The sequence below is a fragment of the Rhizobium acidisoli genome (assembly GCF_002531755.2).
Taxonomy (GTDB): Bacteria; Pseudomonadota; Alphaproteobacteria; order Rhizobiales; family Rhizobiaceae; genus Rhizobium; species Rhizobium acidisoli.
The window spans coordinates 276,256-289,982 of sequence record NZ_CP035000.1; the positions used below are offsets into that span (position 1 = coordinate 276,256).

Sequence of the window (13,727 nt, forward strand, 5' to 3'; positions counted from 1 at the left end):
AACGTTACGATGCCATTGCATAATGCCGGTGGTTCGACTGGCGGCTGCCCGTCTTGAACCGCCGCAGCAGATCAGCGAGGCTTTCGGTTTCCTGCGTCAGGCTCTGGGCGGCCGCCGTGGTTTCTTCGACCATCGCAGCGTTCTGCTGGGTCACTTTGTCCATCTGGTCGCCGGCGGCCGAGACCTCGCGCAGGCTCGTTGCCTGTTCGCGGGCGGCAACGGCGATCTCGGCGACGGTCGCATTCATCGCGGTGACCTGCTCGACGATCTGTTCGAGCGAGAGGCCGGATTCGCCGACCAGTTGGACGCCGGTCTTGACCTGTGCCGAGGAGGTGGAAATCAGCTGCTTGATCTCGCGTGCCGCATTGGCGGAGCGCTGGGCGAGCTCGCGGACTTCCTGGGCGACGACGGCAAAGCCCTTGCCCGCCTCACCGGCGCGCGCCGCTTCGACGCCGGCATTCAGCGCCAAGAGGTTGGTCTGGAAGGCGATCTCGTCGATGACGCTGATGATGTTGCCGATCTTCGACGACGAATTCTGAATTTCCGTCATTGCGTCGATCGCCCGGGCGACGATTTCGCCGCCCTTTTCGGCATTGGTGCGGGCCGTCGCCACGACGGCCTGGGCGCGGCCTGCGCCCTCCGCCGTGCCGTTGACGCCGCGTGTCACGTCGCCGAGTGCTGCGACCGTTTCTTCCAGGGAGGCTGCCTGCTGCTCGGTGCGGCGGGCGAGATCATTGGAGGCGGTGGAGATTTCCGACAGGCCGGAGCGGATGGTGGCGACCGCGCGAATGACGGAATCGACTGCTTCCTCGAGGCTTGCGACCGAGTTGTTGAAATGATCGCGGATCCTGACATATCGATGGTCGACTTCACCGACGCGGACGGTGAGATCGCCCTTGGAGAGCGCGTCGAGGCCGACCGAAATCTGGCGGAAGGCATGTTCCATCACCTGCGCATCTGAAAGCCGCTCGGCCTCCTGGCGCAGCCGCTCTTCTTCGGCGGCGAGGCGCGCCCGTTCGGCATTAGCTTCGGCGATTAGCTTGGCGCGGCCGGTCTCCTGGAAAACCTTCAGGGAACGCGCCATGGCCCCCAGTTCGTGGCGGTGCTCGACGCCGGTTATCGCGATCTTCTCCTCGCCGCGGGCAAGCTGCTCCATGGACTGGGCCATCTTGCGCACCGCCGAGGAAATCAGCAGGCCGACGAAATAGGAAAGCACGAGGCCGATGACGATCAGCAGCCCGCTGATGACGAGCGTCGTGCTGGTCGCGGAGGCAACCGTCGCCTCCACAGAACCATCCAGGGCCCTCTGGGCACCTGTCACGGTCGCCTGCAAATCCGTGAATTCGCCCGATATTTTCGGCGCGAGCACACCAAGCTGCGTCTGGCGGATATTGCCGGAGGCCTGAAGCACCTCCTTCATGTCGCCGAGACGGGCGGTGTAGTTCTGCATGAGCTGGCCGGCGCCCATCAGGCGCTTCTTCTGCAGTTCGTTCTTTGCAGCCTTGGCAGCGGCATCATTGAGCGCAACGGCTTCGGCAAGAGCCGCCTGCGCCGTGTCGTAAGCGGCGAAATCGTTGGAATGCACGAAACGTTCGGAGAAATAGAGGCTGCGGTTCAGGGCCTCCAGCGTCGCTGCCGTCATCTGCAGCAAGGCAACGTCGTTCTGGCGCCAGGCGCTGCGCACGACGTCGTTGAGCGCGATACTTGTCCAGGGGCCGAATTCGGTAACCTTGGAAATCAACACGTCGCGTCGGGCCTGCAGCGAAACGATCTGTTCGAAGGCCTTGCCGTAGGCGGCGATATCCTGGCGGATCGTGGTGAGGCCGGACTGCAGGTCCTTATTGCCGGCAAAACGCGGATCGTCGGCCTCGAAGGCCTTCACGCCGGCGCGGAAACTGTCGACGACAGCCTGGGTCGGTGTCGAGCGGAAGGCTTCCGCCGACATCTGGATCTCGTGCAACTGGTCGCTGTAGTCGGAGATGGCCAGACTCTGGCCGGCCGTGACGCGGTAGGACGCAAAGATGGCGGCAAGACCGTTCATGCCGGAAATTGCGCTGACGGTGAGCAGGCTCATCAGCAGGATCAACGGCACGAAGCCCGAAGTGATCTGCGCGCGAATGCCGAATTTATTCCAGAAATGCAACATCATAGGCCTCTTATGCTCACTGGCTCTTCGGCAGGTATTGGGCAATGTTGTCGGGTGTGACGAGTTCGAAGGGAACGTTGTTTTCGCGCGGCACCTTCTCCTTGTTGACGAGCTTCACGGCAGCGTCGACAGCCGCCGCCCCCTGCCCGACCGCACTCTGGAGAACGGTCACGTCGAGATCACCGGCCACCATGGCAGCAAGCGCATCGTCGGTGGCATCGACGCCGGCGACGACGACGTCCTTCATCGGGATATCGGCCTTCTTCATGGCGCGGATCGCACCGAGCGCCATCTCGTCATTGTTGGCGATAACAGCATCGAACTTGACGCCGGCCGCCAGCCATTCCTGCATCTGCTGATCGGCATAATCGCGCGACCAATAGGCCGCTTGCTGCTCGACGATCTCAAGGCCTTTGCATTCCGGCGTCGCGATGACATCTGATATGTCCTGGGTGCGGGTACGGGCGGCCACATGGAAGACCTCCCCATCAGCACGACGACACGGCCCTTGCCCTTGAGGAGAGAGCACACTTGCTTCGTCTCCAGCGTACCGGAGTCTTTTTCATCGGAGGCGACAACGACCTGATTGTCCGGCAAGTCCGAAAGATTGGAGGGCGTCGTGTTGATGTAGATCAGCGGAATGCCGGCATCCGCTGCGATCTTGGTCATTTGCGGCCCGAAATCGCCATCAGACAGCATCATGATAATAGCATCGACCTTGTCGGCAACGAACTGCTGAACCTGCTTCTTCTGAAGCTCGTTGTCGCCATTGGCATTCTGGGTGACGAGCTTGAGACCTGATATCGTCTTCCCGTGCGAGAGGACGCCGTTCAGAAGCATCTCTCTGAATTTGTCGAGATTGGTCATCGAAACCCCGATCGTCTGTGCATTGGCAACAGAGACCGATATCGCCAAGGCGATGGATGCAAGCGTGGCCGTTTTCATGAATTCCCCTGCCCAATTCGGATATGAATGCGTTATTTCAAATTTTGGTTAAATTTTACTTTTCGTGAGGAAACGAAAGTTAAGATCGGGGATATGCTTTTTGCGGTGCGGAAGCGCCTTCGGCGGCGAGCAGCCGATCTCGACCGGCTTCGCCTCGAACTTCGCGCGACGCACATAAATCTGTGTTTTTATGTAAATTATCTTCCGCCGAAGCCGGAGCTGACGGTGATGCCCTTGTAGATCACCCGCTGCAGCACGATGGCGAGGACAACACCAGGCAGCATCGAGATCGTCGCGCCCGCCATGATGTAGTTCCACGCCGTGCCCTGCTGGGTCTGGAACAGAGTGAGCCCGAGCGGCAGCGTGGCTTTTTCCACGCCGCTGGTGGCGATCAGCGGCCACAGGAAACTCTTCCACTGGGCGATGAAGGTGAAGAGCGACAAAAGCCCGATCGCCGGCATGGCGAGCGGCACGATGACGGTGACCAGGATGCGCAGGCGCGAAGCGCCGTCCATCATTGCCGCCTCGTCGAGATCCTTGGGAATGCCGAGGATGAACTGCCGCAGCAGAAACGTCCCGAAGGAAGAGAAGGCGACCGGCAAGATCATGCCGTGATAGGTATTGATCCAGCCGAGCTTGCTGACGAGGAGGAAAAGCGGGATCACCAGCATCACCTGCGGGATCATCAGCGTGCTGAGATAGGTGAGCAGCAGCCCCTCGCGGCCGGGAAACCGCAGCCGCGCGAAGGCATAGGCGGAAAGGCAGGATACCGCAATCACGATTGCCGTGACGCCGCAGGCGACCACGAGGGAATTCAGCAGGAAGGTTCCGAACGGCAGAGCCACCAGGGCTTCGACGAAGGTGCCCCAATGATATTCCTCGGGGAAGATGCGGACCGGCACGGCCATCACCTCGGCATTCGAGCGCACCGCGTTCGACACCATCCAGAAGAACGGGAAGAGGAAAAGCAGCGCGACCAGCGAAAGGCCGGCATAACTGAAGAAGGTGCCGATGCGCCGCAGGAGACGCTGCCGACCCGCGGAAACGGAATGCGGATGCCGTGAGGTCGGGTCAGTCGTCATAATGCACCCATTTGCGCTGCATGTGGAACTGCAGGATGGTGAGCGCCATGATCATGACGAACATCACCCAGGCGAGAGCGGAGGCATAGCCCATCTGGAAGTTGGTGAAGCCCTTCTGGTAGATCGCAAAGCCAAGCGTTGCCGTCGCCGAGCCCGGGCCGCCGCGCGTCATCGCAAAGATTTCGTCGAAGACCTGCAGCGAGGTGATAGCCGTCATCACGGTGGCGAAGAAGACGGTGGGCGAGATCAGCGGCAGACGGATGCGCCAGAAGCGTTGCCAGGCATTGGCGCCGTCGATCGTCGCCGCCTCGAGATAGTGTTTCGGCACGAGATCGAGCGCGGCGTTGAACATCACGACGTTGTAGCCGACATTCGCCCAGAGCGTGACGATCACCACCGCCTGCATCGCCCAGGTCGGGTTCAGCAGGAAATTCGGCAGGCCGAGGCCGAGCGAACGGATGACGGTGTCGGCCAGTCCGTCCGGCGTGAAGATCAGCAGCCACACCACCGAAGCGGCAATCGTCGGGGTGAAGGTCGGCAGGAAGAAGATCACCCGGAAGATCGCCTTGCCGCGCTTCAGGCTGGATATCCAAACCGCCAGTATCAGCGAGACGATGATATTCACCGCCAGATACTCGACGGCGAAGAACAGCGTGTTTCTGAGGATGGTGTAGAAGGCCGGATCGACGGTGAAGAGCTTGATATAATTCTGAAGACCGACGAAGGACGGCGTCGAGATCAGCTGCCAGTTGGTGAAGGAGAGCGCCAGCGACGCCAAGATCGGCAGGGCCATGAAGATCATGAAGCCGAGGAAGCTCGGCAGCAGGAACAGCATGGCCGTCTGCGTCTCAGGCTTCAGAAAGCGCCGCGGCCGACCGGGCTGCAGGGTGATTTCGGCAACGGCGCTTTGCGACATGTCTTCCTCCGTGCGCGGCAATCCTGCCGCCGCGCTTTAACCTCTTGTTTTCACGCGTGTCATCATCGCCAGACCGCACACTTTGCGCGACATGCTCTAAAGCGCGTCGCATCAATTTTGATTCATGCGACGCGCTTTAGCCCTTTGTTTTGATGCATGTCGTTGTCCCGGAACCGCTGCACACTTCCGGGCGACATGCATTATTGCTGTGCGAGGCTCTGGATCGACTCCATCGTCTGCTTGGCGTCGGCGCTGCCGCCGAAGGCCGGCGGGAAATACTGGTTGAACAGGTTTTCGACCGCCGCCCAGTTGTTGGTGATCACGTAGGGCACGGAATGCGCCAGAGAATAGTCGATGGCCTCGCCGCCATTGGTGATGTCCTTGGCCGCCACCTTGTACCAGGAGGATTGCGACGCCGTGCGCGCCGGCAGCGCACGGCCCTGTTCGGCGAGATACTGCAGCGCCTCCGGGCTGGTCAGCACCTGGATCGCCTTCCAGGCCGCATCCTTGTTCTTGCTCGTCGTGGCGATGCCGAAACCCGAGCCCGCCGTGACGGCGGTAAGCTCACTGTCTCCGCGCGGCAGGGAGGTGGAACCAATCTTGAACTTGACCTTGTCCTTCATGCCGATGATCGACCATGGACCGTCGACATACATGGCGACATTGCCCGAATAGAACCGGCCTTGGATGACCGTGCCGGCATCGGCGCTCGACGGCACCAGCGGCGATACCTTATCCTTGGCGGCAAAGCCGATCACCCTCTCGGCCGCAGCTATGGCGCTCGGATTGGTGAGGTCGAGTTCTCCTGCATCATTGACATATTTATCGCCCCAGGCAGCCGCCAGGACCGAATAGTTCTGCGGGGTGATGCCGAAGCCGTATTTGCCGTCCTTGGTCAGCTTCTTGGCAGCATCGGTGAATTCGGCGAGCGTCCAGCCCGGCTTCGGCAGCGGAACGTCGGCGGCTTCGAGCGCGTCCTGGTTATAATAGATGACCCACGGACCGACGTCGTAAGGCAGGCCGTAAAGCTGCTTATCGACGGACATGCCGCCGATGATTGAGGGGGTGAAAGCACCGACATCGAACTTGTCGGCGGCGATCCGGTCATTTAGGGGCTCGAGCAGCGAATAGAAATTCGGCATGCGCAGTGACTGCATGGAAACGATGTCGGCAAGCTGGCCCGACGCCGCCAGCACCGGCAGCCTCGTCCAGTAGTCGACCCAGCCGGTCGTCGTCAATGTCACCTTGATATCGGGATACTTGGCGGTGACCATGTCGGCCAGGTGCTGCCAGCCCTTGGTGTCGGCATCGGAACCGGTCCACATCTGCCAGGTCAGATTGACCTGTTCGGCCGATGCGGCTGTGGCAAAAAGACTGCCGCCGATTGTGGCGAGCAAAAGCGCTTTCTTCAGAACCTTCATGGGTTTCTCCTCCCTCCATGACGCAATGAACACGCGAGTGCGACCGAGTTCACGCCTTGAGGACGATCTCGATCACCGGCACGGTAACGTCAGGTCGCCGGACCGGCAGTTCGAGCGTGATCATGCCTTCCGGCACCATCACGCCGATATTGGAATCCACTTCCTTCGTCTGGCTGAGCCAGCGCACTTCGCTGGCGTCGTGCAGGAATTGCGCATAGGCGATCCTGTCGGCGAGGCCCTCGATATGGATGTGGCGGTAAGGCCAGTTATAGACATGCAGGTAGAGACGGTTGCCGCGCTGGGTGTAGCGGCACCCGGCCGGCACCGGTAAATCGGACGGGCCAGCCCCATAGATGGAGCGGCCGTTGACGGCCATCCAGTTCTGATAGACCTCGAGCGCATCGATGGCACGGGCGTCGAAGGTGCCGCGGCCGGTCGGGCCGACATTCATCAAGAGATTGCCGCCGAGCGCAACGGAATCGATCAGCAGCTGAATGATCTGTTCCGGGCTCTTCCAGCTATCCTCGTCGCGATGATAACCCCAGGAGCCGCTGAAGGTGTGGCAGGCTTCCCAGAGCACCCCCTGGCTGGCGATGGCAGGCGCCACACGCGGCGTATATTGCTCCGGCGTCGTCACGTCGGGCAGCTTGCCCGGCGGCAGATCGAGGCGGTTGTTGACGATGATTTCGGGCTGCAGCTCGCGCACCAGCTCGATCAGCCGCTCGCTTTCCCAGTCGGCGCGCCCCTTGCCGGGCAGGCCGTGATATTCGCGGCCGGGATAGCTGAAATCGAACCAAATGATGTCGATCCGGCCGAAGCCGGTCAGCAGCTCGCGCACCTGTTCGCGCATATAGGCGGCGTAATTGGCGATGTTGCGGCCGGCATTCAGCGCCTTGGCGTCGGCACGGTTGCGTAAGGGATGGTGGACGTCGATCGGAAAGTCCGGATGGTGCCAGTCGAGCAGCGAATAATAGAAGCCGATCTTCAGCCCCTCGGCGCGAAACGCCTCGACCAGCGGCGTCAGCAGATCCCTGCCGCAGCGCGTGTTCGTCGCCTTGTAATCGGTCACCTTGCTGTCCCAAAGGCAGAAGCCCTCGTGATGCTTGGTCGTCACCACGACATATTTCATGCCGGCGAGACGCGCCCGGCGGGCCCACTCTTTGGGATCGTAGAGATCAGGATCGAAATTGTCGAAATAGCGCTGGTAATTCTCGTCGGTCAGCTCTTCGCGGTTCTTCAACCATTCGTGCCGGGCTCCGAGAGCATAGAGGCCCAATGGATGAACATACCCAGGCGATCATGGCTGAACCAGGCGTGCCTGCCCGCCTCTCCCGATGCCGGATTTTCCAGCTGACGTGCTGCAATCGTCACAGGTTTCTCCTCCCTGTTTCCGGCTCATCACATCATCGAACCGGTTCGGTAGATTGATCATTCACCCCGGTTCCTCACCTGTCAAGCTGAAATCAACCAGCTAAAATGCGACTGGATGTCCACAGTTGGCGCATTATCCCGCAACCTGTTGCACCAGCTAATGGAATCTGGCACTATCGGTTAATAGAACCGGTTCGAAAATATGACCACCATACGAGATGTAGCGCGCCTTGCGGGAGTTTCGATCTCGACCGTCTCGCTCGCGCTCAACAGCCCGAAGCGGGTCGGCGTCGAGACGCTCGACCGCATCCAGGAGGCTATAAAGTCGACCGGTTACCGCATCGATCCCGTCGCTCAGACGCTGGCGCGCGGGCGCAGCTCGCTGATCGGCTTCGTTTCTGCCAATCTCGGCAATATGTTTTTCGGCGACATCCGCCGCGAGATCGAACATCAGGCGCTCGATCATGGTTATTTCGTCCTGATCGCCGACTCCTCGGGCCGAGCCGACCTCGAACGGGCGCTGCTGGAGCGGCTGGAGGCGCAGAAGATCGCCGGCATCGCCTTGGCGGCAAACGGGCGCGGCGAGGAATATGCAACCTTCCTGCGCGACTTCAAGACCCCGATCGTGATGTTCGACCAGAAGGTGGAGGGCGCGGAACGCGATTTCGTCGGCTCCGACAATCCGCTGACGACGACCATCCTGACGGAGCATCTGCTGCAGCTTGGGCACAGGCGCATCGGCTTCATCTCCGGCCCAAGCGGCCTGCACACCGCCGACGAACGCCTGAAAGGTTTCATGGATACGATGGCCGGCGCCGGCGCGGAGATCGACCCGTCGTTGGTCGTCGAAGGCGGCTACACTAGGACCGGCGGCCATGCGCAGGCGATGCGGCTGCTCACCCGCCGCGACCGGCCGACCGCCATCATCGGCGCCAACAACATGATGGGTCTTGCGGCGCTGCAGGTGATGCAGGAAATGGGTTTCCGCTGTCCCGACGACGTGTCGCTGGCAATGGTTGACGACGTGCCCTGGAGCAACGTCATCACGCCCCGCATCACCATGGTCGTACAGGATGCGCAGAAGCTCGGGGAACTCGCGGCGCAGCGCCTGCTGGCAAGGATCGCAAGCCCCGAGGCCGCCGCCGAGCCGCCGCAGGATTTCATCCTGACGCCGAAATTCGTGCGCGGGGAATCGACCAGGCGGCTATGAGAAGCACTGAGCCCAAGGCCCTCCCGGAGGACGCTTCCAACGACATGGCTCGAGCATCTGTGCTTTACCGGTCTTCTCGCGTATGCCAGAGCCGCAATACATAGATGACCGACTGCTGGATTTCGTAACGCAGTTCATACCGTCCAACGAGAATGCGGCGAACCTCCCGAGGATCGAACTCCTCCAGCCGTTCACCAAGACGCGGCTGCTCAAGCAGCCGTAGAGGGGCAGCCGTCAATGCCTGCACGGTCCGGACCGCCACCTGTCGATTAACCGGCGCGAGAAAGGCATAAAGGCGATCAATGTCCCCGACCGCTTTGCTCGTCCACTTAAGTTCCATTACCGAGGCAAAGAAACCGGCGCGTCACTATCGAGACTATCGGCCCAAGCCCGGACGGACTGGTGATCGACCACCTTGCCTTCCTCCACATCAGCCAGAGCCTCCAGCGTCAAACGGCGACGCTCCTCCTCCTGGTCGATCCACGCCGTCAGCGCCTGCTTGACGATCCAGCCGCGCGAGCGCTCAAGCCTCGCGGCGAGTTGATCGACCTTCTGTGCAAGGGGCAGAGGGACATGCGCGGTCAGCACTTTGGTTTCCATCGAAACCTCCTTTTCAATCATCATCAATCATAACGATTGGTTCTGATGATGTCCAATGTCACAACGCATCACTACTCCACCGCTTTTCCTCCATTGAAAGAAAGTAACATTTGTCATACATGTGTGATGAATCGGGAATTCGCATCTGCCAGTCCCGGGGGATTGCGCGTGAAGCCGATGCGGGGGCGAGGGGCAGCTATGCAGGTGAAGGATCGCAGCAGAGGCTCCGGGTCGCTGGTCTCGCAGGTCGGCGAAAGCCTTCGGCAAGCCATATTGAGCGGCCAGTATTCCGCCGGCGACAAGCTACCAAGCGAGCATGAGCTGACCGAGACGCATAGCGTCAGCCGCCCCGTGGTACGCGAGGCCGTGGCCGCTCTTCGTTCCGACGGACTGGTCGAGGTGCGCCAGGGCGCAGGCATTTTCGTGATCGGCGCCGACCCGGCGCTGTCAGGTCGAAAGGTCGACAAGGCCCGCGTAGCCTCGGATCTGGAAGTGCTCGAAATCCGAACCCCTGTCGAAGTCGAGGCAGCGGGACTTGCCGCGCTTCGCCGCTCGCCGGCGCAGGAGGAGGCGATCTTCGAATGCCACCGGAAGATCCTCCAGTGCATCGAGGAAGATCGATCCGTCCGCGAAGCGGATCTGGAACTCCATGTGGCGATCGCCGAGGCGACGAACAATCCGCTGTTCAGGCATTTCCTAGAATCCCAGGGGGCGGCGATCATCCCGCAATCGCGGCTTGTCCCGGAAACGAGGACAGCCGAGCAGACTGCCTACCGAAAGCTGATCCACCGGGAGCACGAAGCGATCGTCATGGCGATCTCCGACAGGGACGATCAGGCCGCCCGCAACGCCATGCGCGAGCACCTGGTCGGAAGCCAGACCAGGTACCGCAACCTGCTGAAGGACCTGCGGAGTTTTGCGACCTAAGTCCAAGCTCCGCCCCCACGGCAAGCTTTTCGGCCGCCACGAGCCAGGCCATTCCCACATTCGCGCCGAAAAGCGGCTTTCCTGGCGATTTGCGCAGGCGCCTGTATTGTACGGCAGCGTCCTCAGCGCGCGTCGGCGTGATGCATAAATTGAACGCGCCGGGTAGCGTCCGCGGCTGAAAGCTAGTTGAAAGCTTCGACGTCATAGGTAAGAGGCAGCATCGTGGAGGAGCACGGTCAAGGTGGCCAGACGACGATGCAAGCCAATCACCAGGAGGAGATTTCCATGCGTTCTTCACGCAGCCTTTTTCAAACCGTCGCCATTTCCGCGCTTTTCGCCGCAGCATCTTTTGGTGCGAGCGCCGCGAACGCAGCCGACAAGATTACCATCATGGTCGGTGGTTATGAAAAGCAGATCTATCTGCCCGCCAAGCTTGCCGAATCCCTCGGTTACTTCAAGGACGAGGGCCTCGACGTCGAGCTCCTGAACGAAGCTGCCGGCGTCGATGCCGAAAACCAGCTTTTGGCAGGCGCCGTCCAGGGTGTTGTCGGCTTCTACGACCACTGCGTGGACCTGCAGGCCAAGGGGAAATTCGTCGAATCCATCGTCCAGTTCAGCCAGGCGCCGGGAGAAGTCGAGATGGTCTCGAGCAAACATCCCGACATCAAGTCGCCGGCCGATTTCAAGGGCAAGAGCCTCGGCGTCACCGGCCTCGGCTCGTCCACCAACTTCCTGACCCTCTTCATGGCCTCCAAGGCTGGTTTGAAGCCCGGCGACGTCGTCACGGTTCCGGTCGGCGCCGGCGGCACCTTCATCGCCGCCATGCAGCAGGATCAGATCCAGGCCGGCATGACCACCGAGCCGACGATCTCGCGCATGGTCAAAACTGGCGAAGCCAGCGTGCTCGTCGACATGCGCACGGTCGAGTCGACCCGCCAGGCGCTCGGCGGCACCTACCCCGCCGCCTCGCTCTACATGGAAGCCGCCTGGGTCGACGCACACAAGGACGAGGCGCAGAAGCTTGCCAACGCCTTCGTCAAGACGTTGCGCTACATCAATACGCATTCTGCCGCCGAGATCGCGGACAAGATGCCGAAGGATTTCTACGTCGGCGACAAGGACGGTTACATCAAGGCTTTGAACGACGGCAAGGGAATGTTCACGCCCGATGGCGTCATGCCGGAAGACGGTCCGAAGACAGTGCTTGCCGTGCTCTCGGAGTTCTCCAAGAACGTCAAGGGCAAGCAGATCGACCTCTCCAAGACCTACACGACGGAATTCGTCAAGAACGTCAAGTAAGTCAGTCGCGCCGCTCCCGGCTCCCAAGCGGGAGCGGCCTCCGTTCGATCATGGGCATTGCGTGCGCGCCCGCAAAGCACGCCTCAGGTATCACCATGCAACAGGATAAAAAGCAGATCCCGGCGATCGAGCTGATCAATGTCAGCCGGCGCTTCGTTTCGCCGACCGGGAAATCCCTGACCGCCTTGCGCGATTTCAACATGACGGTCGCCCGCGGCGAGTTCGTCGCCGTCGTCGGTCCCACCGGCTGCGGCAAATCGACGACGCTCAACCTGGTCACCGGTCTGGCACGGCCGAGCGCGGGCGAAGTCCGGCTGATGGGCGGGCCGATCACCGGCATCGATCCGCGTGTCGGCTTCGCGTTCCAGACCGATGCACTCTTTCCCTGGAAGAACGTGATCGACAACGTCATGGCCGGGCCGCTGTTTCGCGGCAAGTCACGCGCCGAGGCGGAAAAAATGGCCCGCGACTGGCTGGCCCGCGTCGGCCTGTCGAAGTTTCTGCACCACTATCCCCATCAGCTTTCCGGCGGCATGCGCAAGCGCGTCTCGCTGGCGCAGACCTTCATCAACGAACCTGAGATACTGCTGATGGACGAGCCCTTTTCGGCGCTCGACGTGCAGACCCGCACGGTCATGCATGAGGAGCTCCTGAAGCTGTGGGCGGAGCGCAAGGCCTCGGTGGTGTTCGTCACCCACGACCTCGAAGAGGCCGTGGCGCTTGCCGACAAGGTCTATGTGCTCACAGCCGGCCCCGCGACGGTCAAGTCGGTCTACACCATCGATCTTCCCCGCCCGCGCGTCGTGTCGGAAATCCGCTACGAGCAGAACTTCATCGACTACTGCAAGACGATCTGGGAGGACCTCCGCGAAGAGGTCGAGACCAGCTACCGCCGCGCAAGCGAAGCGGCTTGAGAGGAGGATATCATGGCACATACCACTTTCGAGGCCGGTTCCGCCTCGCTGTTTCGCCCGGGCACATCAGATGCCGAGATTGAAGCCTCCGCACTGAAGGCAATACGCCGGCGCAATACGCTCGTGCGTTTCTGGCAGATCGCCATCCTGGTCTTCGTGATCGGCATGTGGGAGCTCTCCTCCAACATGCAGTGGATCGATCCGTTCTTCTACTCGAGCCCGAGCGGCGTTCTTCAGCGCCTCTATGAATGGGCGACCGAGGGCACCACCGAAGGGTCGCTCTGGTACAATCTCTGGGTAACGATGGAGGAAGCGCTGATCGGCTTCTTCGCCGGCTCGATCACCGGCGTCTTCGTCGGCATCGGTCTCGGCCGCAACCGCTTCCTGTCGGATATCTTCTCTGTCTACATCAAGGCGATCAACTCGATCCCTCGCGTCGTCCTTGCGCCGATCTTTATCATGATCATGGGTCTCGGCCTGCCCTCCAAGGTCGCACTCGCCTTCATCATGGTGTTCTTCGTCGTCTTCGCCAACGCCTTCCAGGGCGTGCGCGAGGCCGACCGCAACATGATCGCCAATGCCCGCATCCTCGGCGCCTCGGACTGGCAGGTAACCCGCACAGTGGTCATTCCCTCGGCGATGAGCTGGATCTTCGCCAGCCTGCATGTCTCCTTCGGCTTTGCGATCATCGGCGCGATCGTCGGCGAATTCGTCGGCGCCCGCTTCGGCATCGGTCAGCTCATCTCGATTGCCAAGGGCACGTTCGACGCGGCCGGCATGTTCGCGGCGATCCTGCTCGTCATGGTCGTCACGCTGTTTGCCGAATTCATCATGACACTGGTCGAGAACCGCCTGGCGAAGTGGCGGCCGCAGCAGCACCTCGACACGCAGTAATC

General features: G+C 61.2%; 11 protein-coding genes and 2 pseudogenes. 5 read left to right on the top strand and 8 right to left on the bottom strand.

Translation table 11 applies throughout. The features are described from left to right. Window positions 1-4: 4 nt before the first annotated feature. From CO657_RS26895 to CO657_RS26925, 6 genes and pseudogenes are all read right to left on the bottom strand, one after another. On the bottom strand, window positions 5-2,146 hold the full coding sequence (locus CO657_RS26895) for a methyl-accepting chemotaxis protein (protein ID WP_054183971.1): 2,142 nt from the start codon (window positions 2,144-2,146) through the stop codon (window positions 5-7). Between the two features lie 16 nt (window positions 2,147-2,162). Then, window positions 2,163-3,091, bottom strand: a pseudogene (locus CO657_RS26900) (substrate-binding domain-containing protein). Between the two features lie 197 nt (window positions 3,092-3,288). Beyond that, window positions 3,289-4,173 (bottom strand): carbohydrate ABC transporter permease, encoded by an 885-nt coding sequence (locus CO657_RS26910; RefSeq protein WP_054183900.1) that lies wholly within the window; start codon window positions 4,171-4,173, stop codon window positions 3,289-3,291. After that, the gene (locus CO657_RS26915) at window positions 4,163-5,089 is read right to left on the bottom strand and encodes a carbohydrate ABC transporter permease (RefSeq protein WP_054183899.1); all 927 of its coding nucleotides are present in this window, start codon (window positions 5,087-5,089) and stop codon (window positions 4,163-4,165) included. The genes CO657_RS26910 and CO657_RS26915 overlap by 11 nt, the downstream gene beginning before the upstream one ends. A 200-nt stretch (window positions 5,090-5,289) precedes the next feature. Then, window positions 5,290-6,510, bottom strand: coding sequence for an ABC transporter substrate-binding protein (locus CO657_RS26920; protein WP_054183898.1), 1,221 nt, complete (start codon window positions 6,508-6,510; stop codon window positions 5,290-5,292). Window positions 6,511-6,559: 49 nt separating this feature from the next. Then, window positions 6,560-7,881 (bottom strand): annotated as a pseudogene (locus tag CO657_RS26925) (alpha-L-fucosidase). Window positions 7,882-8,083: 202 nt separating this feature from the next. Here CO657_RS26925 and CO657_RS26930 point away from each other — a divergent pair. Continuing rightward, a complete protein-coding gene (locus tag CO657_RS26930) occupies window positions 8,084-9,091 on the top strand; it encodes a LacI family DNA-binding transcriptional regulator (RefSeq protein ID WP_054183897.1) in 1,008 nt (335 codons plus the stop codon). A gap of 64 nt (window positions 9,092-9,155) precedes the next feature. Here the strand turns inward: CO657_RS26930 and CO657_RS26935 are convergent, their stop codons facing one another. Both CO657_RS26935 and CO657_RS26940 read right to left on the bottom strand, forming a co-directional pair. Beyond that, window positions 9,156-9,431: a type II toxin-antitoxin system RelE/ParE family toxin gene (locus CO657_RS26935; protein WP_054183896.1), complete on the bottom strand. Its 276-nt coding sequence runs from the start codon at window positions 9,429-9,431 to the stop codon at window positions 9,156-9,158. Next, window positions 9,431-9,691, bottom strand: coding sequence for a CopG family ribbon-helix-helix protein (locus tag CO657_RS26940; RefSeq protein WP_054183970.1), 261 nt, complete (start codon window positions 9,689-9,691; stop codon window positions 9,431-9,433). The genes CO657_RS26935 and CO657_RS26940 overlap by 1 nt, the downstream gene beginning before the upstream one ends. A 198-nt stretch (window positions 9,692-9,889) precedes the next feature. Here CO657_RS26940 and CO657_RS26945 point away from each other — a divergent pair, with 198 nt between their 5' ends. From CO657_RS26945 to CO657_RS26960, 4 genes are all read left to right on the top strand, one after another. Beyond that, entirely contained in the window at window positions 9,890-10,618 is a 729-nt protein-coding gene (locus CO657_RS26945) for a FadR/GntR family transcriptional regulator (protein ID WP_054183895.1), read from the top strand. A 285-nt stretch (window positions 10,619-10,903) separates the two neighbouring features. Continuing rightward, window positions 10,904-11,917 (top strand): ABC transporter substrate-binding protein, encoded by a 1,014-nt coding sequence (locus CO657_RS26950; RefSeq protein ID WP_054183969.1) that lies wholly within the window; start codon window positions 10,904-10,906, stop codon window positions 11,915-11,917. A gap of 95 nt (window positions 11,918-12,012) precedes the next feature. Further along, entirely contained in the window at window positions 12,013-12,831 is an 819-nt protein-coding gene (locus CO657_RS26955) for an ABC transporter ATP-binding protein (protein WP_054183894.1), read from the top strand. A 12-nt stretch (window positions 12,832-12,843) separates the two neighbouring features. Continuing rightward, a complete protein-coding gene (locus CO657_RS26960; protein WP_054183893.1) occupies window positions 12,844-13,725 on the top strand; it encodes an ABC transporter permease in 882 nt (293 codons plus the stop codon). Window positions 13,726-13,727: the final 2 nt, after the last annotated feature.

What these genes read in the sequence shown, in the direction of transcription:
- CO657_RS26955 (WP_054183894.1), top strand. Translation starts at nt 12,013, where the DNA reads ATGCAACAGGATAAAAAGCAGATCCCGGCGATCGAGCTGATCAATGTC.
- CO657_RS26895 (WP_054183971.1), bottom strand. Translation starts at nt 2,146, where the DNA reads ATGTTGCATTTCTGGAATAAATTCGGCATTCGCGCGCAGATCACTTCG.
- CO657_RS26910 (WP_054183900.1), bottom strand. Translation starts at nt 4,173, where the DNA reads ATGACGACTGACCCGACCTCACGGCATCCGCATTCCGTTTCCGCGGGT.
- CO657_RS26935 (WP_054183896.1), bottom strand. Translation starts at nt 9,431, where the DNA reads ATGGAACTTAAGTGGACGAGCAAAGCGGTCGGGGACATTGATCGCCTT.
- CO657_RS26930 (WP_054183897.1), top strand. Translation starts at nt 8,084, where the DNA reads ATGACCACCATACGAGATGTAGCGCGCCTTGCGGGAGTTTCGATCTCG.
- CO657_RS26960 (WP_054183893.1), top strand. Translation starts at nt 12,844, where the DNA reads ATGGCACATACCACTTTCGAGGCCGGTTCCGCCTCGCTGTTTCGCCCG.
- CO657_RS26920 (WP_054183898.1), bottom strand. Translation starts at nt 6,510, where the DNA reads ATGAAGGTTCTGAAGAAAGCGCTTTTGCTCGCCACAATCGGCGGCAGT.
- CO657_RS26950 (WP_054183969.1), top strand. Translation starts at nt 10,904, where the DNA reads ATGCGTTCTTCACGCAGCCTTTTTCAAACCGTCGCCATTTCCGCGCTT.
- CO657_RS26940 (WP_054183970.1), bottom strand. Translation starts at nt 9,691, where the DNA reads ATGGAAACCAAAGTGCTGACCGCGCATGTCCCTCTGCCCCTTGCACAG.
- CO657_RS26945 (WP_054183895.1), top strand. Translation starts at nt 9,890, where the DNA reads ATGCAGGTGAAGGATCGCAGCAGAGGCTCCGGGTCGCTGGTCTCGCAG.
- CO657_RS26915 (WP_054183899.1), bottom strand. Translation starts at nt 5,089, where the DNA reads ATGTCGCAAAGCGCCGTTGCCGAAATCACCCTGCAGCCCGGTCGGCCG.